Origin of the sequence: Caballeronia sp. LZ008, from assembly GCF_031451435.1 — a bacterium.
Taxonomy (GTDB): Bacteria; Pseudomonadota; Gammaproteobacteria; order Burkholderiales; family Burkholderiaceae; genus Caballeronia; species Caballeronia zhejiangensis.
The window spans coordinates 3,019,806-3,036,937 of record NZ_JARUXK010000001.1 but is presented as its reverse complement, the minus strand read 5'-3'; the positions used below and the strand labels follow the sequence as shown (position 1 = coordinate 3,036,937).

The following is a 17,132-nucleotide window of genomic DNA, read 5'->3' as shown; positions in this document are numbered from 1 at the left end:
CTACGGTAATCCGATGAGCAACTTCGCCTTCCTCCAACCCGAGTGGTCCTTCCTCTATGAAGATGCACGCAAGGCGGAAGGCGCAGTCAATGGCGACCCGCGGGTCGCCTGCATCTATGCCCGTAGGTGCCTTGAACTCGCAGTCGCGTGGCTGTATTCCCACGACAGCACGCTGAAGCAACCGTACCAGGACACGCTCAGCGCGTACATCTACGAGGCAACGTTCCGCAATGGCGTCGGACAGGCAGTGTTCGCCAAGGCCCGACTCATCAAGGACCTTGGCAACGAGGCTGCTCACAGCCAGAAAAAGCTCACGCAGTCCGATGCCCAGACCGCGGTCCGTGAGCTTTTCCATTTCTGCTACTGGGTTGCCCGAACCTATGGACGCAGTTCGCGGCCAGAACCCGGCAAGTTGTTTTCCATTGAGCTGATTCCCGCCTCGTCGGCCGTGCCTCAGCAGACACAGGCCCAACTGCAGAAGCTGACCCAAGAGCTCCAGCAGCGTGACGACAACCTGTCCGCGCTTCGTGCAGACCACGAGCAGACCACGGCGGAATTAGAGCGGCTGCGGGCAGAAGTAGCCGCCGCCAAGGCTTCAAACACAGCCCAGCCAGATACGCACGACTACTCGGAAGCGGAGACCCGCAAGGCGTACATCGACCTCCTGCTGAAGGAAGCTGGCTGGACGCTTGACCCGGCCAAAAACTACGAGGTCGAAGTTACCGGCATGCCGAACGGGCAAGGCGTGGGTCATGCCGATTACGTGTTCTGGGGCAACGACGGCAAGCCCCTCATGGTCATCGAGGCCAAGCGGACCACGAAGAGCGCCACGGTTGGCCAACAGCAGGTGAAGCACTATGCCGACTGCCTTGAGAAAATGTACGGGCAACGCCCGGTCATCTTTTACTCGAATGGTTACGAGCACTGGATGTGGGACGACCACTTCTATCCGCCACGTGAAGTGCAGGGTTTCTACAAGAAGCATGAGCTCGAACTCCTGGTCCAGCGCCGGTCCAGTCGCAAGAAGCTGAGCGAGACGCTGATTGATGGAGACATCATCGAGCGCCACTATCAGACCCGCGCGGTCCGGCGCGTCGGCGAGACGTTCGAGAAGGAAAACCTGCGCAAATCCTTGCTCGTGATGGCAACCGGCTCGGGCAAGACGAGAACAGTAATTGCCCTCGCAGACGTGCTGATGCGGGCGAACTGGGCGAAGCGAGTTCTCTTCCTGGCCGACCGCGTCGCGCTGGTAAACCAAGCTGTGAACGCGTTTAAGACACATCTTCCGTCATCGTCGCCTGTCAACCTAGTGACCGAGAAGAACACGGATGGCCGTGTGTACGTGTCCACGTATCCTACAATGATGAAGCTCATTGACGAGGCGTTTGACGGCAATCGTCGCTTCGGTGTGGGCTACTTCGACCTAGTCATCATCGATGAGGCACACCGCTCGGTGTACCAGAAGTACCGCGCGATTTTCCGATACTTCGATTCGATGCTGGTGGGGCTTACTGCGACCCCGCGCGACGAAATCGACAAGAATACCTATGGCCTGTTCGACCTCGAACCCGGTGTTCCAACCGATGCTTATGGCCTGGATGATGCCGTAGCCGAGGGCTATCTTGTCCCACCCGTTGCCATATCTGTTCCGCTCAAATTCCAGCGCCAAGGCATCAGATATAACGACCTGTCAGAGGAAGAAAAAGAGGAATGGGACGAAAAGGACTGGAACGACGACGGCACGACGCCTGATGAGGTCGGCTCGGAAGACCTGAACAAATGGCTGTTCAACACCGATACCGTCGACAAGGCGCTCGAGGTGTTGATGCAACTAGGTCACAAGGTGGCAGGCGGCGACCGTCTTGGCAAGACCATCATCTTCGCCAAGAATAACGACCACGCAGATTTTATCGCCGAGCGTTTCAACGTGAACTATCCCCACTACAAAGGGAAGTTTGCCCGCGTGGTGACGTACAAAACCGAGTACGCGCAGTCGCTCATCGACGATTTCTCAGACGAAGACAAAGCGCCTCATATCGCCATCTCCGTCGACATGCTGGATACGGGCATCGACGTGCCGGAGGTCGTGAATCTAGTGTTTTTCAAGGTCGTGCGCTCAAACACCAAGTTCTGGCAGATGCTGGGGCGCGGGACCCGCCTGTGCAAGGACTTGTTCGGCCCCGGGCAGGACAAGAAGGACTTTTTTGTTTTTGACTTCTGCCAGAACCTCGAATTCTTCAGCCAGAACCCAAAGGTCTCTGAAGGGGCGACTGCCGAATCTCTCACCACCCGGTTGTTCAAGGCACGGGTCGAAATGCTCGTGGAACTTGATAAGCGGCTTAAAGATGAGACTGACGATGCTGCGGATGGCGAGCTGACCGTTGAGAAGCTTCGTGGCGACACGGCCACGCTGCTGCAGGAGCGTGTTGCCGCGATGAACCTGGACAATTTTGTAGTCCGTCCGCATCGGCAATACGTCGAGCGCTATGCCACCAGCGAAGCATGGAAAGTCCTTGGCGACGAGCAGGTTCACGAACTGAATGTTCGCGTGGCCGCACTCCCGTCCGAACAGGTCGACGAGGATGAAGAAGCCAAACGCTTCGACATTCTGGTTCTGCGAACCCAGCTAGCCGTTCTGCAGGCAGCGCGCTCATTCGTGGGCCTTCGGGAAAAGGTTCAGGCCATTGCCGGCGCGCTGGAGGAGCAGATGGCGATTCCCGCCATCAAAGCTGAGGCCGAACTCATCCAGGCAGTTGCTGGCGAAGAGTGGTGGCAGGATGTGACAGTTCCGATGCTGGAAACTGTCCGACGACGCCTCCGGGCCTTGGTCAGGTTGATTCCGAAAGGCCAGAAGCGGATTGTTTTCACCAGCTTCGAGGACGAACTTGGAGACATTGGCTTCATCGAGTTGCCCCAGGTGATGGCCGGACTGAACATGAACAAGTTCCGGGAGAAAGCGCGACAGTTTCTCCGGGAGCATGACTCCCATCTATCGCTGCAACGTCTACGACGAAACCAGTCACTGACATCGTCCGACTTGGAGGAGCTGGAGCGCATGCTGGTCGAAGCAGGCGGCACGCCTGCGCTCATCAACGAGGCCAAAGAGAAGAATCATGGTCTTGGTATCTTTATCCGTTCCCTAATCGGCCTAGACCGGGAAGCCGCCGCTGCTGCCTTCAGCACCTTTATCCAAGGTACAACAGCAACAGCAGACCAAATCGAATTCATAGACCTGATTGTTCTGGAGCTGATACAGAACGGGGTTATGGAGGCCGGACGCCTCTTCGAATCGCCATTCACGGACATCAACGCACAAGGACCATTTGGGGTGTTTCCCGAGGCAACGGTGACGCAGATAGTGCGAGTTCTGGTGGAGATTCGGGAACGTGCTGTAGCTTGAACGAACGAGACAACTCCATTTATCGTCAGAGCATCTGAAATGCCGACCGAACTTAGCAGGCTCATTCGCGGAATCCAGCCAGAGCGGAGCCTACAATAATGCGCTGTCGATGGTCTGCGAACGAATCTCGGTCAATGCAAGCCACAGGAGAAGTGCGAAGACGTCCGCGGTACGCTCGTGCGCACCACCGGCGGCATGACGTATGGTTCGTTAGTGTCTACGAGCCAGGCATCGATTAAGCGGAGAGCGTCCTCAAGGCTCGAATCGCCTACGAGCATTTCGGACATGACGGGCCCGTCTCTCGCTATCAAATCGTCTTGATTACATCCCGGGCAGGGCGCTCGCCGGGGCTCCTCAAGGAAGACCGAATTGCAATTTTGAATCAGGCAAGGGAACTGGCCATCGCCAGCATTGCAAGGTTTCCAAATCACAAGAGTGTGCTCCCAGCTTATTGCGAAGTGGGCATCGAACTGTGCAAGCTGACTGGTGCATATAAAGTCTTTGACGACGCTATTTCTGAATTAAAGGCTGCCGAGGAGCGAGTCGGCGACCCCGAAATAAGCAAAATCATTGCAAGATTTGAGGCACGAGTCACGGCACAAAGCGGCGATTTCAGCGATACGGCAGCGCCGGAGACAGCCTAGCCTCGGTTGTTATCCAATAAACTCTTTCCGCGCACAGGCGGGAAGCCTATCAGCGCGCCGCCAAGTCGTTAATGGGCCTGCGCTATCAAAAAAAGCGGACCCATAAGTTTCTCAACTTATGGGTCCGCTTTTTTCAGCTTATGCGTCTATCTACATCAGCAATCAAACATCAATATTCCCCGCCCGCAGCGCGTTATTCTCGATAAACGCCCGACGCGGCTCGACATCATCACCCATCAGCGTCGTAAAGATGCCATCCGCCGCGATCGCGTCCTCGATCTGCACTCGCAGCAAACGCCGCACGTTCGGATCCATCGTCGTTTCCCACAGCTGCTCGGGATTCATCTCGCCCAAGCCCTTATAGCGCTGCTTCGAAACGTTGCGCTCGGCATCCGCGATCAGCCACTTCATCGCGCTCTTGAAATCCGTCACCGCCATCGAGCGCTCGCCGCGCTTGATCAACGCGCCTTCGCCGATCAAGCCCTTGAAGGTATCCGCCGTCGAAACGAGCTGCTTGTAATCCGCGGTCAGCTGCAGGTCTTCGTCGAACACCGTGACCTTCACGTTGCCATGATGACGCCGCTTGACATGCAGCGAGCGCAGCTCACGCACCTGATCGTAAGCCGGTTCGACGCTCACTTCCGGCTTCAGCGGGTCGGCACGCAGACGCTCTTCCAGACGCTTCGCCGATGCCTCCGCCGCTTCCTGCGACGACAGATCGATCACCACGCCGTCCATCACGGCCTCCAGCGAAGCCGCGTCGTAAATGCGGCTGAGACGATCGACGACGGCCTGCGCGAGCAAATAAGCACGCGCGAGCTCGCCCAACGCATCGCCGGAGATCGGATCGGCGCCTTCGCTCGGGATGAGTTCGGACCCTTGCAACGCCAGCTTCAACATATGCTGATTGAGCTCGTGCGCGTCCTTCATATAGCGCTCGTCCTTGCCCGCCTTGATCTTGTAAAGCGGCGGCTGCGCGATATAGATGTACCCGCGCTCGACGATCTCCGGCATCTGCCGATAGAAGAACGTGAGCAGCAGCGTGCGGATGTGCGCGCCGTCGACGTCCGCATCGGTCATGATGATGATGCGGTGATAGCGCAGCTTGTCGAGGTTGTAGTCGTCCTTGCCGATGCCGCAGCCGAGCGCCGTCACCAGCGTCACGATCTGCTCGGAAGACAGCAGTTTGTCGAAGCGCGCCTTCTCGACGTTCAGCACCTTGCCGCGCAGCGGCAGGATCGCCTGGAACTTGCGGTCGCGTCCCTGCTTCGCCGATCCACCCGCCGAGTCGCCCTCGACGATATAAATCTCGGACTTCGCCGGATCCTTCTCCTGACAATCCGCGAGCTTGCCCGGCAAACCGATGCCGTCGAGCACGCCCTTGCGACGCGTCATCTCACGCGCCTTGCGCGCGGCATCGCGAGCACGCGCGGCATCGACGATCTTGCCCGTGATGATCTTCGCGTCGTTCGGCGTTTCCTGCAGATAATCTTCCAGCGCCTTCGCGACGATTTCCTCGACCGGCGCGCGCACTTCCGACGACACGAGCTTGTCCTTCGTCTGCGAGCTGAACTTCGGCTCCGGCACCTTCACCGACAGCACGCACGACAAACCTTCGCGCATGTCGTCGCCGGTGGTCTCGACCTTCGCCTTCTTCGCGATGTCGTTATCGGTGATGTACTTGTTGATGACGCGCGTCATCGCCGCGCGCAGGCCCGTCAAGTGCGTGCCGCCGTCGCGCTGCGGAATGTTGTTAGTGAAGCACAGCACGCTTTCGTTGAAGCTGTCGTTCCACTGCATCGCCACTTCGACGGTCACGTTCTCGCGCTCGCCGACCGCGTGGAACACGGTCGGATGCAGCACCTGCTTCGCCTTGTTGATGTACTCGACGAAACCCTTCACGCCGCCCGCGAACGCGAAATCGTCTTCCTTGCCGGTGCGCTGATCCGTCAAGCGAATCCGCACGCCGTTGTTCAGGAACGAAAGCTCGCGCATGCGCTTGGCGAGAATGTCGTAGTGGAATTCGACATTGCCGAAGATAGTCGCGTCCGCCAGAAAGTGCACTTCGGTGCCGCGATTTTCCGTTTCGCCGACGACCGGCATCGGCGAATACTGCACGCCGTCTTCCTCGACGAGCTCGCGGTTCTGCACGACGCCGCGCGCGAACTCCATGAAGTGCTTCTTGCCGTCGCGGCGCACGGTCAAGCGCAGCCATTCCGACAGCGCGTTCACGCACGACACGCCCACGCCGTGCAGGCCGCCCGACACCTTGTAGCTGTTCTGGTCGAATTTGCCGCCCGCGTGCAACTCGGTCATCACGATTTCGGCGGCGCTACGCTTCGGATCGTGCTTGTCGTCGCGCTTCAGACCCGTGGGCACGCCGCGGCCGTTGTCGGTGACGGAAATCGAGTTGTCAGCGTGAATGACGACGTGAATGTCGTCGCAATATCCGGCGAGCGCTTCGTCGATGGAGTTGTCCAGCACTTCGAAAACGAGGTGATGCAGACCGGTGCCATCCGACGTATCGCCGATATACATGCCCGGCCGCTTGCGCACGGCCTCCAGACCCTCGAGGATCTGGATCGACGATGCGCCGTAGCTGTTGTCAGGCTTGTTGTCGGGTTGCGAATTTGTGTTTTCAGTCATGGATTTTTTCCGGTTCTGCGTCACTGCTTCGACACTGCTTCGATAACGCTGCGATTACTGCTCGAACTTTTCAAAACACCTTAAAAACGCCAAAGGGGCGCGCCGCCCCTTGGAGTGTTCTCGGTATTGCGTGCGTCAGATACGCATCGGCATCACCACATACTTGAATTCCTCGTTCTCGGGAATCGTGATGAGCGCGCTGGAATTGGCGTCGCCAAGGCTCACCTTGAGCGTGTCGACCTTCAGATTCGCGAGCACGTCGAGCAGATACGTGACGTTGAATCCGATATCGACGGAATCGCCCTGATAAGCGATTTCCAGTTCTTCCTGCGCCTCTTCCTGGTCCGCGTTCGTGGACATGATCTTGAGCTGGCCCGGCTCGACGAGGCAGCGCACGCCCTTGAACTTGTCGGACGTGAGAATCGCCGCGCGCTGCAGCGAGCGCTGCAACTCTTCGCGGCCGATCTCGAACGTGTTCTTGTGCGACTTCGGAATCACGCGCTGGAAGTCGGGGAACTTGCCCTCGACGAGCTTCGACACCAGTTCCACCTGACCGAAGCTGAACTTCACCTGCGTCGCGGCGATGTCGATCTTCAACGAGTCGTCGATGTCTTCGAGCAGGCGCTGCAACTCGAGAATCGTCTTGCGCGGAATGATGACTTCCTGACGCGGGAACGAACCTTCGATCTTCATCGACGAGAACGCGAGACGGTGGCCGTCGGTCGCGACCGCCATCAGCTGGTCGCCATCCACCACGAGCAGCATGCCGTTCAGGTAGTAGCGGATGTCCTGCTGGGCCATCGCGAAATAAACCATGCCGAGCAACTGGCGGAACGTCTTCTGCGGAACCGAAAGGCTCGCGCCGAAGTCAGTAGCCTGGTTGACCGTGGGAAATTCGTCGGCGGCGAGCGTCTGGAGCGCGAAGCGGCTCTTGCCCGAACGCACCGTGAGACGCTTGTCGGAGAGGTCGAGCACGACTTCGCCCGAAGGCATCGCGCGCAGAATGTCGAGCAGCTTGCGCGCTGCGACCGTCGTGGCGACCTGATCGCTGCCGACGCCGAAATCGGCGCGCGTCGTGATCTGGAGTTCGAGGTCGGTCGAGAGGAACGACACATCGGCGCCGTTCTTGGTGATGAGCAAATTCGCGAGGATCGGCAACGTATGGCGGCGTTCTACGATGCCGCTCACGGTTTGCAGCGGCCTTAGAAGATTATCTCGTTCGGTCTTGACCAGTTGCATAGAGTTCCTTCGTTGATGTGACGGCCTGTCCGCCGGTTTCGCCACCAGATTTGCCCGACGGACAACCTCGTAACACGCGTTGCCGGCCCCCCGCCGGTCACTCGCGAAAACTGCGCTCGAATGCCGCCCAGGCCACGGACGGCTAAACCTATATTGTGCCTCAAAACGGAACCGCTCCCTAAAAATGGGGACGTTTTCGTTAAAAAACAGGCCGCCGGGCGCAATAAATGACGCGTGCGTTCCTGGCAAAGCGTCGATCGGTCGCTTAGCCCTTCAGCGTCTGTTCGAGCACGTGCAGTTCGTGGTTCAACTGCGCATCGGTGCCGCGCTCGGCCGCGATCTTGCGCACCGCGTGGAGCACGGTCGTGTGATCGCGTCCGCCGAACAGTTCGCCGATCTCGGGCAGGCTCTTCTGCGTCAGTTCCTTCGCCAGATACATCGCGATCTGGCGCGGGCGCGCAATGTTAGCCGGCCTCTTTTTCGAATACATGTCGGCGACCTTGATGTTGTAGAAATCGGCCACCGTCTTCTGGATGTTCTCCACCGAGATCTGCCGGTTCTGCACCGTCAGCAGGTCTTTGAGCGCTTCCTTGGTCAGTTCGATCGTGATGTCGCGGCCATGGAACTTCGAATACGCGAGGATCTTGCGCAGCGCGCCTTCGAGCTCGCGCACGTTCGAGCGCAGATGCTTCGCGACGAAGAACGCGACGTCCTCCGACAGGCTCACGCCTTCCGACAGCGCCTTCCTCATCAGAATCGCGACGCGCATTTCCAGTTCGGGCGGCTCGATCGCGACCGTGAGACCGGAGTCGAAGCGCGAGATCAGGCGATCGTCGATGCCGGAGATTTCCTTCGGATACGTGTCGCTCGTGATGATGACCTGCGCCTTGTTCGCGACGAGCGCCTCGAACGCGTAGAAGAACTCTTCCTGCGTGCGCGACTTGCCGGAGAAGAACTGAATATCGTCGATGAGCAGCAGATCGAGCGAGTGGTAATAGCGCTTGAAGTCGTCGAACGCCTTGCGCTGGTACGCCTTCACGACATCGGACACGTATTGTTCAGCGTGGATGTAGCGGATGCGCGCGCCCGCCTTGTCCATCAGCAACTGATTGCCGATGGCGTGAATCAGGTGCGTCTTGCCGAGACCCACGCCGCCATACAGAAAGAGCGGGTTGTACGAAATGCCGGGGTTGTCCGCGACCTGAATGGCCGCCGCGCGCGCGAGCTGGTTCGCCTTACCGGTGACGAAGTTGTCGAACGTCAGCACCGGATTCAGCTTCGAGCGCTCGTAGGCGGAATCGTTTTCACCCGCGGCCGAAGGCGCGCCGCCCGGACGCCACGTGCGTCGGCCGGCAGCGGCTTCGTTGGCGTCGAGGCTCGGCAGGTCGAGATCGGCCTGATCTTCCTGCGTGGCTTGCGCCTGCTGTGCCGCTTCTGCGGCGAGCGCGTTGATGTGCGCGGTGGCGTTCGCATGCGCAACGACCGTCGGCGCCTGAGGCGCGGCCGCAGCCGGCGCCGGGGCGCGCGGCGCGACGGGCGCGCTCGCGGTCGGACGTGGCGCGGCATTCGGTCCGCCGCCGATGGCGTTGCGCGCGGTCGCTTTTGGATCGAGGACGAATTGCACGTCGATGGGCGCGCTGAAGAAGTCGCGCGCCACATCGGCGATGCGGCCCGAGAACTGGCTCTTCACCCAGTCGAGCTTGAAGCGATTGGGAGCGGCGATGCGCAAGGTGTTCGCGCCGGCATCGAAGTCGACCGGGGTCAGCGGCTTGATCCACGTGACGTACTGCTGCGGCGTGAGTTCGCGCGCAAGCAGTGCGGAACAGTGTTCCCAGAAATCGTTCATCGAATGCGGTCGTTATGGTTTGCTCCGCACCTGCGGGCCGTGCTTGCCGAACGTTCGGACAAGTCCCGGCACGGCCGAGCAGGGATGCTCCGGAGGCTTACGCCGCAAGGGTTTGCGGGCGGACGGCGGGCCGAAGCAGCGGGCGGATATTTGGGAGTAAGGCGAGATTCTAACGCCAAACGAGGGTGGCGCGCGAGTTATCCACAGGGTCAAATCAGCGCGTCGGACGCGGTGGAAATGCGCCGGAATACGCGTTCGGTGGCGCTAAACTATTGACGGTCAATAGGAAAACGGTTTAAATAGCGGGTTCCGCGAAAACAGAATTCCTGAACCTCCGGCCATCGCGCTTGCAGTGACCACACTGGAGCCTTAGCCCGCGCGGTCAATCAACTCAAGTGAGAGCACCATGAAACGTACTTACCAACCTTCCGTTACCCGTCGCAAGCGCACCCACGGCTTTCGCGTTCGCATGAAGACCGCTGGCGGCCGCAAGGTCATCAACGCTCGCCGCGCGAAGGGCCGCAAGCGCCTGGCCATCTAAGTCTGCCGAGTGTTCGCTCGCGGTTGGATGTCACACTCGACGGCGAGCCGCTCACGCGCCGCACAGAAGTCTTGAGACAGGACATCGTTCAGTTGCCGGCGCAGGCCGCATTCCCCAAGGCCGCAAGGCTGCTGAAAACGGATGAGTTCTCATCCGTTTTTCGTTTGCGCCCTTGGCGCCGTTCGCCGCATTTCGTTCTGTACGGCAAGCCGTCCGGAAAGGAAGCGCGGCTCGGGCTGGTGATCGGCAAGAAGCAGGCGCCGCGCGCCGTCACGCGCAATCTGATCAAACGGCTTGCGCGCGATGCGTTCCGGCTGCGTCGCACGCAGTTGGACGGATTCGACATTCTCGTGCGGCTGCACGCGAAGATCGACCGCAAGGCAATGCCGAGCGCGAGCTCCCCGCCGCTTCGGGCGCTCGTCGGCAGCGAGCTGGAAACTTTGTTCGACCGTGCCGTGCGCGAAGCCGCGCGCCGCAGGGCCGAAACCGTGGCGGCGCCGCCCGAGGCGCCCGCCGTCGACGAATCATCCGGCCCGTCAGGGTCATGAAGCGCGGATTGCGCAGACTCGCCTCCACGGCAAGTCCGGCGCGCGGCGCGAAGCTTATGCAAACGGCACTCATCGCGTTGTTGCGCTTCTACAAGGTTGCTGTGAGCCCTCTGCTCGGCAACCGGTGCCGCTTTTATCCTTCCTGTTCCGACTACGCGCGCGAGGCAATCCAGTATCATGGCGCCGCGCATGGCACGTATCTCGCCGTGAAGCGGCTTTGCCGCTGCCATCCTCTTTCGGCGGGCGGCGTCGATCTCGTGCCGCCTCCCAACGCACAAGAATCTGGCGCGGACGCCACAAGCCCCGGGCAAGACAAGCTTTCAACACCAAACGGCGCTAAAGCGCTTTCCGATCGACACTGAGACAACGCATGGATATCAAACGCACCGTCCTATGGGTCATCTTCTTCGTGTCAGTTGTCCTGCTGTTCGACAACTGGCAACGCGACCATGGGCGCCCGTCGATGTTCTTCCCGAGCGCGACGCAACCGGCGAAGACCGCCAGCAACCCGGCACCGGGCTCGGCCGCATCCGGCGCGCAGCCGTCCGAACTGCCGAACGCGCCCGCGGGCACGGCCGCTCCCGGATCGACGACGCCGCCCGCCACGGCGCAATCGCAGCTCGTCAAGTTCACGACGGACGTGTATTCCGGTGAAATCGACACGCGCGGCGGCACGCTCTCCAAGCTTTCGCTGGTCAAGGAAGGCGACGGCAAGCAGCCGGACCTTTACATCACGCTGTTCGATCACACCGCGAACCACACGTATCTCGCGCGCACGGGCCTGCTCGGCGGCGATTTCCCGAATCACAACGACATCTTCACGCCCGTTCCCGGCCAGACTTCGCTGACGGGCGACGAAAAGACGCTGAAGATCGCGTTCGAATCGCCCGCGAAGGGTGGCGTGAAGGTCATCAAGACCTACACGTTCACGCGCGGCAGCTATGTGATCAACGTCGATACGAAGATCGAGAACGTGGGCACCGCGCCGGTCACGCCGAAGCTCTACATGGAGCTCGTGCGCGACAACACGCCGGTCGAGACGCCGCGCTTCTCGCATACCTTCATCGGGCCGGCGGTCTACACGGATCAGAAGCACTTCCAGAAGATCGACTTCTCCGACATCGACAAGAACAAGGCAACGTTCGAGACCTCGTCGGATAACGGCTGGATCGCGATGGTGCAGCACTATTTCGCGTCCGCGTGGATTCCGCAGCAAGGCGTGAAGCGCGACATCTACGTGCAGAAGATCGACCCGGACCTGTACCGCGTCGGCGTGACGATGCCCGCGCAGACCATCGCGCCGGGACAGACCGTGAACGTCGATGCGCGTCTCTTCGCCGGTCCGGAAGAAGAGCGCATGCTCGAAGGCATCGCGCCGGGTCTGGAGCTGGTGAAGGATTACGGCATGGTGACGATCATCGCCAAACCGCTCTTCTGGCTGCTCGAGAAGATTCACAGCTATGTCGGCAACTGGGGCTGGGCGATCGTGCTGCTCACGCTGCTCATCAAGGCCGTGTTCTTCCCGCTGTCGGCGGCGAGCTACAAGTCGATGGCGCGCATGAAGGAAATCACGCCGCGCATGCAGCAGATCCGCGAGCGCTTCAAGAGCGATCCGCAGAAGATGAACGCCGAACTGATGTCGCTGTACAAGACCGAGAAGGTCAATCCGTTCGGCGGCTGTCTGCCGGTCGTCGTGCAGATTCCGGTGTTCATCTCGCTGTACTGGGTGCTGCTGTCGTCGGTGGAAATGCGCGGCGCGCCGTGGATCGGCTGGATTCACGATCTGTCGCAGCAAGACCCGTATTTCATCCTGCCGGTGCTGATGGCCGTCTCGATGTTCCTGCAGACGAAGCTGAACCCCACGCCGCCGGACCCCGTTCAGGCCAAGATGATGATGTTCATGCCGATCGCGTTCTCGGTCATGTTCTTCTTCTTCCCGGCCGGTCTCGTGCTGTACTACGTGGTGAACAACGTGCTGTCGATCGCGCAGCAGTACTACATCACGCGCATGATGGGAAAGAGTAAGAAGGCGGCGTAAGCGCTGCGTCTGCTTTTGATGCGAAAACGCCCGGCTCTGGCCGGGCGTTTTGTTTTGGTGAGTGGAAATTTACCGCTTCATCGATCCGTAGAACTGCTCGACGAGCTCCTCGAGCAAGTATCGATGATGCGGCGACAGCGCTTCGATCTTCGTCGCCAGTTCGAGCGTCTCCTCGGACGCGGGATATTGCTCGTCGCGCGCAAGCGGCTTCGGCGTGACCTGCGGATTGCCGCTCGGCGGCGGCCCGTAGTGCAGCCAGTGCTGGTCGACCTTGAACCAGTCGGCGAGCGTCTTCAGCTTGTCGGCGGTCGGGATCGAACGCGCGGTGAGCCACTTGTGCGCCGTCTGCGGCGAAACGGGCTCGCCTTGATAGCGCAGGTTGAAGTGCAATGCGAGATCAGTCGCTCCGCGCATCTTTTCGGGTGCGCGGGTCATCGAGAATTTGAGCCGCTCGGAGAAATCGGCCTTTTCTTGTGGTGTAGGCATGGGCTGGATTGTGCGAGGCAATCGCTGCTTACCAGTCAACCAATTGCGCTACTTTTGGCGCGAGGCTGCGCCTCTTTATCTTGATTAAGTGTTGTTGTTGATTGCCGTTTGGCAGCGAGCTTGCATCATATCGCCAATCGCTGCGCGGCTTGCGTTCTTCAATGCACGAAGTTTCGCTTTCCGTTTCGTTGGGATCCTCTATCTCAAAAAAGATAATTCATACGGGACGCTTCCGACAGCGCTGGACAAAGGGAATCAGACGCCGCGATACAATGCCCGCACTTTGAAACCATCACATTGCGCATCGACATGCTGAGCAACGACACCGATCCAATCGTCGCAATCGCCACCGCACCGGGGCGTGGCGGGATCGGCGTCGTGCGGCTGTCGTTCGGTCGCGCAGGCGAGGCCGCCGCGCAAAAGGCGATGCACGCGTTGTGCGGCCAGGCGCTCGCGCCGCGTCATGCGAGCTACGTGCCGTTTAGCGACGGCAACGGCGAAGCGCTCGACCGCGGCATCGCGCTCTATTTCCCCGCGCCCAACTCCTACACCGGCGAGCATGTGCTGGAGTTGCAAGGACACGGCGGCCCGATCGTGCTGCAACTCGTCCTGCAACGGGCGATCGAAGCCGGCCGCGATTTCGGCCTGCGGCTCGCCGAGCCGGGTGAATTCACGCGACGCGCGTTTCTCAACGACAAGCTCGATCTGGCGCAGGCGGAGGCCGTCGCCGATCTGATCGAAGCGAGCACCGAAGCCGCCGCGCGCTCGGCCGGGCGTTCGCTGGAAGGCGCGTTCTCGCGCGAGATCCATGCGCTGGTCGAAGACGTGATTACGCTGCGCATGCTCGTCGAAGCGACGCTGGATTTTCCCGAGGAAGAGATCGACTTTCTCGAAGCCGCGGACGCGCGCGGGAAGCTCGCGCGCATCCGCGAGCGGCTCGACACGGTTCTCGCCGACGCGCGTCAGGGCGCGCTTTTGCGCGAGGGTCTGTCGGTCGTGCTCGCGGGCCAGCCGAACGTGGGCAAGTCGTCGCTGCTGAATGCGCTCGCGGGCGCGGAACTGGCGATCGTCACGCCGATTGCCGGAACGACGCGCGACAAGGTCGCGCAGACGATTCAGGTCGAAGGCATTCCGCTGCACATCATCGACACGGCGGGGCTGCGCGAGACGCAGGACGAGGTGGAGCGCATTGGCATCGAGCGCACGTGGGGCGAAATCGAGCGCGCTGATGTCGTGCTGCATCTGCTCGATGCGCGCGAAGGCGTGACGCCGGAAGATCAGGCCATCGCGGCGCGCTTTCCGGCTGGCGTGCCCGTCGTGCGAGTGATGAACAAGACAGACCTCGCGGGCGCGCCGTCATCTGTGCGCGATGCGGAAGGTCACGCGCGCGAAGTCAATCTGTCGGCGAAAACCGGCGATGGCATTTCGCTGCTGCGCGACCAGCTGCTGAAGATCGCGGGCTGGCAAGCGGGGGCGGAGAGCGTGTATCTCGCCCGCGAGCGTCATCTGATCGCGCTGCGCGAGGCGCGGGAACATCTCGCGCTCGCCGCCGGACATGCCGATCAACAGTCGCAAGTGCTCGATCTTTTCGCGGAAGAACTGCGGCTCGCGCAAGACGATCTCAACACGATCACGGGCGAATTCACTTCCGATGACTTGCTCGGCGTGATTTTCAGCCGCTTCTGCATCGGAAAGTAGACGTCCAAATAACTACGCGCCCGCCGGTTTGCCGAGCTCGCGCAATTCCACGCTGAGCTTTTCGCTTTCTTCCGGCCGTCCGTGAAACGCGGCAGGCGTGTTCTGGAACATCTCGATCCGGTACACGCCATCGCAAAGCGACAGCACCATCGTCTGAACCGCGCTCAGACTCGGCTCGAGCGCCGTCGCGCCGCGCGGCCACATGCCCGCGACGGCACGCAGCAGCAACGTCTGCCCGTTCGCCATGCGCCTCACCTCGCGCACCTTCGCGACGAAACGCGGCGTCGGATGCTGGGCGAAAATCGGCTGAAGATGCGCCTCGATGCAGGCGCGCCCGTCGATGGCGCTGCCGTCGAAACCGACAAGACTGCCGCGCTCCGTGAAGCGCGCCGCCATCGCGGCCGCGTCCTGCCTGTTCCAGTCGTCGAGCAGGCCGAAATACACGCGCCGCGCGCTTGCGGTCCAATCGTCCGGCTGACTCATGCCGCTTTTTTCCATGCCGCGGCGAAAATGCCCGCGCCCATCAGGAGCGCGCCGCCGGTGCGGTTCACCGCGCGCTGCACGGAAGCCTTGCGGATCGCCTTGCGCGCGCCGGAGGCGAGCAGCGCGTAGGCGAACGCGTTGGCGGCCGCCAGTCCGACGAAGGTTGCTTCGAGAATCGCGATCTGCGACACGCTCGCCGCGTGGGGATCGACGAATTGCGGCACGAACGCGACGAAGAAAATGATGCTCTTCGGGTTCAACGTCGTGACGGCGTACGCGTGGGCCATGATTCGGCTCGTGCGCAGTTCGCCGGTAGGCTGGACCGCGTCCGTATCGACCACCGGCGCGCGCCAAAGCTTGATGCCGAGGTACACGAGATACGCCGCGCCGATCCACTTCACGACCATGAACAATTCAGCCGATGCCGCCAGCACCACGCCGAGGCCGAGCATCGATGCGGTCATCGCGGTAAGGTCGCCGAGCGCGACGCCGATGGTCGTCGCGAATGCGTACTTGCGGCCGTGGCCGAGCGCGTAGGACACGACGAGCAGCACGGTTGGGCCGGGAATTGCGACGAGGATCGCCGACGCGATCGCGAACGGCAGCCATTGGGCAAGGGTCATGCTTGATCTCCAGAGTTCGATGCGTCGATTTATCCATGAACGCCGAACGCTTGCAATAGGCCGATTGGCCATCTTGACGCGCGCAGAGCGCATCGGTCGTTATGTGTTGGATCAGTCTCACGGGCGTCTAATGCAACGCACCACGCGCGCGCGGGAGGCAAATTGTCGCAGTCCTTCCGGCATAAGAGCGAGCTTTCATTCCTTTTCGCGCTTCGTTTCGCGATTTTTATCTGGATTTCAATCACCGCTTCACATGAAAAGCGCCTGCGACATTCTGACGTGTTGCGGTCGCACATAACATATGCTTGCAAGTTTGCCTCGCTCAACTAGCATGAGTTTTGCGGTCAGCCGCTTTTAAATACATAGCTAATTTCGAAACGGTTTCGTTTGGGGGCTATACATGAAAAGACGCGTCGGTATTCTCTTCGCGATGATGGGTTTGTTTGCAACCGTTTCCGCAGCGCAAGCCCAGGACGGCGTTATTCAGCCTCAGCAGACGTTCACTTTCAGGCCAAACTCGTATGGCTGCTTATCCAAGGACAAGTTCGATTCGGCCGATCAACACGCGAAAGCCGGCGAGCATCAGAAGATGCAGCAGTTCTTCGAGGGTTTCGAATGCATTTCGACTCCGGTCGATTCGCATTTTCGCGTGATTCGCGTGGTGGGCCATGACATCGAATTCGTCAACGCCTCAAATAGCGACACGCAAGGTATGTGGACCGCGGATCGTTTCATCGATCAATAAGCGGTTCCTCGCAGAATATCCAGCCGACGATCCGGCGCGATTATTGAATTGCGCCGGAAGCGGGATTTATCCGTGAATTAATCGTCGGCAACAGGCCATCGATCCATTCCGCCGCGATCGAAGCACGATCGTGCGCGTCGGCGTCTTCCAAATTTCCTTCGATTCCCCGCACAATGTCGGTTTCGCGCGCAAACG

General features: G+C 60.4%; 14 protein-coding genes. 8 read left to right on the top strand and 6 right to left on the bottom strand.

The window, feature by feature from the left end; genetic code table 11:
* Positions 1 to 13: 13 nt before the first annotated feature.
* A complete protein-coding gene (locus tag QCE49_RS14120; protein ID WP_250459496.1) occupies positions 14 to 3,400 on the top strand; it encodes a DEAD/DEAH box helicase family protein in 3,387 nt (1,128 codons plus the stop codon).
* A 317-nt stretch (positions 3,401 to 3,717) separates the two neighbouring features.
* Entirely contained in the window at positions 3,718 to 4,044 is a 327-nt protein-coding gene (locus tag QCE49_RS14115) for a hypothetical protein (RefSeq protein ID WP_250459494.1), read from the top strand.
* Between the two features lie 162 nt (positions 4,045 to 4,206).
* Here QCE49_RS14115 and gyrB read toward each other — a convergent pair whose 3' ends face one another.
* The 3 genes from gyrB to dnaA all read right to left on the bottom strand — a co-directional run bounded on the left by gyrB (position 4,207) and on the right by dnaA (position 9,775).
* Complete coding sequence (gene gyrB / locus QCE49_RS14110) at positions 4,207 to 6,690, bottom strand: DNA topoisomerase (ATP-hydrolyzing) subunit B (protein WP_008352217.1); 2,484 nt, start codon at positions 6,688 to 6,690, stop codon at positions 4,207 to 4,209.
* Between the two features lie 135 nt (positions 6,691 to 6,825).
* The gene (gene dnaN, locus QCE49_RS14105) at positions 6,826 to 7,929 is read right to left on the bottom strand and encodes a DNA polymerase III subunit beta (protein ID WP_008352220.1); all 1,104 of its coding nucleotides are present in this window, start codon (positions 7,927 to 7,929) and stop codon (positions 6,826 to 6,828) included.
* A 265-nt stretch (positions 7,930 to 8,194) separates the two neighbouring features.
* Positions 8,195 to 9,775 (bottom strand): chromosomal replication initiator protein DnaA, encoded by a 1,581-nt coding sequence (gene dnaA, locus QCE49_RS14100; RefSeq protein ID WP_008352222.1) that lies wholly within the window; start codon positions 9,773 to 9,775, stop codon positions 8,195 to 8,197.
* Between the two features lie 406 nt (positions 9,776 to 10,181).
* Here dnaA and rpmH point away from each other — a divergent pair, with 406 nt between their 5' ends.
* The 4 genes from rpmH (at position 10,182) to yidC (ending at position 12,902) form a co-directional block, all read left to right on the top strand.
* A complete protein-coding gene (rpmH, locus tag QCE49_RS14095; RefSeq protein WP_004198824.1) occupies positions 10,182 to 10,316 on the top strand; it encodes a 50S ribosomal protein L34 in 135 nt (44 codons plus the stop codon).
* Positions 10,317 to 10,399: 83 nt separating this feature from the next.
* Positions 10,400 to 10,864 carry a ribonuclease P protein component gene (gene rnpA / locus QCE49_RS14090; RefSeq protein WP_308196617.1) on the top strand — a complete coding sequence of 155 codons (465 nt, stop codon included), beginning with the start codon at positions 10,400 to 10,402 and terminating at the stop codon, positions 10,862 to 10,864.
* 56 nt (positions 10,865 to 10,920) lie between these two features.
* Positions 10,921 to 11,226 (top strand): membrane protein insertion efficiency factor YidD, encoded by a 306-nt coding sequence (yidD, locus tag QCE49_RS14085; protein ID WP_250438780.1) that lies wholly within the window; start codon positions 10,921 to 10,923, stop codon positions 11,224 to 11,226.
* An 8-nt stretch (positions 11,227 to 11,234) separates the two neighbouring features.
* The gene (gene yidC, locus QCE49_RS14080) at positions 11,235 to 12,902 is read left to right on the top strand and encodes a membrane protein insertase YidC (RefSeq protein ID WP_008352228.1); all 1,668 of its coding nucleotides are present in this window, start codon (positions 11,235 to 11,237) and stop codon (positions 12,900 to 12,902) included.
* 69 nt (positions 12,903 to 12,971) lie between these two features.
* On the opposite strand, the gene QCE49_RS14075 is transcribed toward yidC, so the two are convergent.
* A complete protein-coding gene (locus tag QCE49_RS14075; protein WP_008352229.1) occupies positions 12,972 to 13,388 on the bottom strand; it encodes a transcriptional regulator in 417 nt (138 codons plus the stop codon).
* A 309-nt stretch (positions 13,389 to 13,697) separates the two neighbouring features.
* Here QCE49_RS14075 and mnmE point away from each other — a divergent pair, with 309 nt between their 5' ends.
* Positions 13,698 to 15,086, top strand: coding sequence for a tRNA uridine-5-carboxymethylaminomethyl(34) synthesis GTPase MnmE (gene mnmE, locus QCE49_RS14070; protein WP_250459492.1), 1,389 nt, complete (start codon positions 13,698 to 13,700; stop codon positions 15,084 to 15,086).
* A gap of 12 nt (positions 15,087 to 15,098) precedes the next feature.
* Here mnmE and QCE49_RS14065 read toward each other — a convergent pair whose 3' ends face one another.
* Together QCE49_RS14065 and QCE49_RS14060 are read right to left on the bottom strand one after the other, a co-directional pair.
* Positions 15,099 to 15,569, bottom strand: coding sequence for an SgcJ/EcaC family oxidoreductase (locus QCE49_RS14065; RefSeq protein ID WP_175979695.1), 471 nt, complete (start codon positions 15,567 to 15,569; stop codon positions 15,099 to 15,101).
* On the bottom strand, positions 15,566 to 16,192 hold the full coding sequence (locus QCE49_RS14060) for a LysE family translocator (protein WP_239294320.1): 627 nt from the start codon (positions 16,190 to 16,192) through the stop codon (positions 15,566 to 15,568). The genes QCE49_RS14065 and QCE49_RS14060 overlap by 4 nt, the downstream gene beginning before the upstream one ends.
* A 400-nt stretch (positions 16,193 to 16,592) precedes the next feature.
* On the opposite strand from QCE49_RS14060, the gene sap1 reads away from it, so the two are divergent.
* Positions 16,593 to 16,937, top strand: coding sequence for a surface attachment protein Sap1 (gene sap1 / locus QCE49_RS14055; protein WP_008352233.1), 345 nt, complete (start codon positions 16,593 to 16,595; stop codon positions 16,935 to 16,937).
* The last annotated feature ends 195 nt before the right edge of the window (positions 16,938 to 17,132 follow it).

What these genes read in the sequence shown, in the direction of transcription:
- QCE49_RS14120 (WP_250459496.1), top strand. Translation starts at nt 14, where the DNA reads ATGAGCAACTTCGCCTTCCTCCAACCCGAGTGGTCCTTCCTCTATGAA.
- gyrB (WP_008352217.1), bottom strand. Translation starts at nt 6,690, where the DNA reads ATGACTGAAAACACAAATTCGCAACCCGACAACAAGCCTGACAACAGC.
- dnaN (WP_008352220.1), bottom strand. Translation starts at nt 7,929, where the DNA reads ATGCAACTGGTCAAGACCGAACGAGATAATCTTCTAAGGCCGCTGCAA.
- dnaA (WP_008352222.1), bottom strand. Translation starts at nt 9,775, where the DNA reads ATGAACGATTTCTGGGAACACTGTTCCGCACTGCTTGCGCGCGAACTC.
- rpmH (WP_004198824.1), top strand. Translation starts at nt 10,182, where the DNA reads ATGAAACGTACTTACCAACCTTCCGTTACCCGTCGCAAGCGCACCCAC.
- yidD (WP_250438780.1), top strand. Translation starts at nt 10,921, where the DNA reads ATGCAAACGGCACTCATCGCGTTGTTGCGCTTCTACAAGGTTGCTGTG.
- yidC (WP_008352228.1), top strand. Translation starts at nt 11,235, where the DNA reads ATGGATATCAAACGCACCGTCCTATGGGTCATCTTCTTCGTGTCAGTT.
- QCE49_RS14075 (WP_008352229.1), bottom strand. Translation starts at nt 13,388, where the DNA reads ATGCCTACACCACAAGAAAAGGCCGATTTCTCCGAGCGGCTCAAATTC.
- mnmE (WP_250459492.1), top strand. Translation starts at nt 13,698, where the DNA reads ATGCTGAGCAACGACACCGATCCAATCGTCGCAATCGCCACCGCACCG.
- QCE49_RS14065 (WP_175979695.1), bottom strand. Translation starts at nt 15,569, where the DNA reads ATGAGTCAGCCGGACGATTGGACCGCAAGCGCGCGGCGCGTGTATTTC.
- QCE49_RS14060 (WP_239294320.1), bottom strand. Translation starts at nt 16,192, where the DNA reads ATGACCCTTGCCCAATGGCTGCCGTTCGCGATCGCGTCGGCGATCCTC.
- sap1 (WP_008352233.1), top strand. Translation starts at nt 16,593, where the DNA reads ATGAAAAGACGCGTCGGTATTCTCTTCGCGATGATGGGTTTGTTTGCA.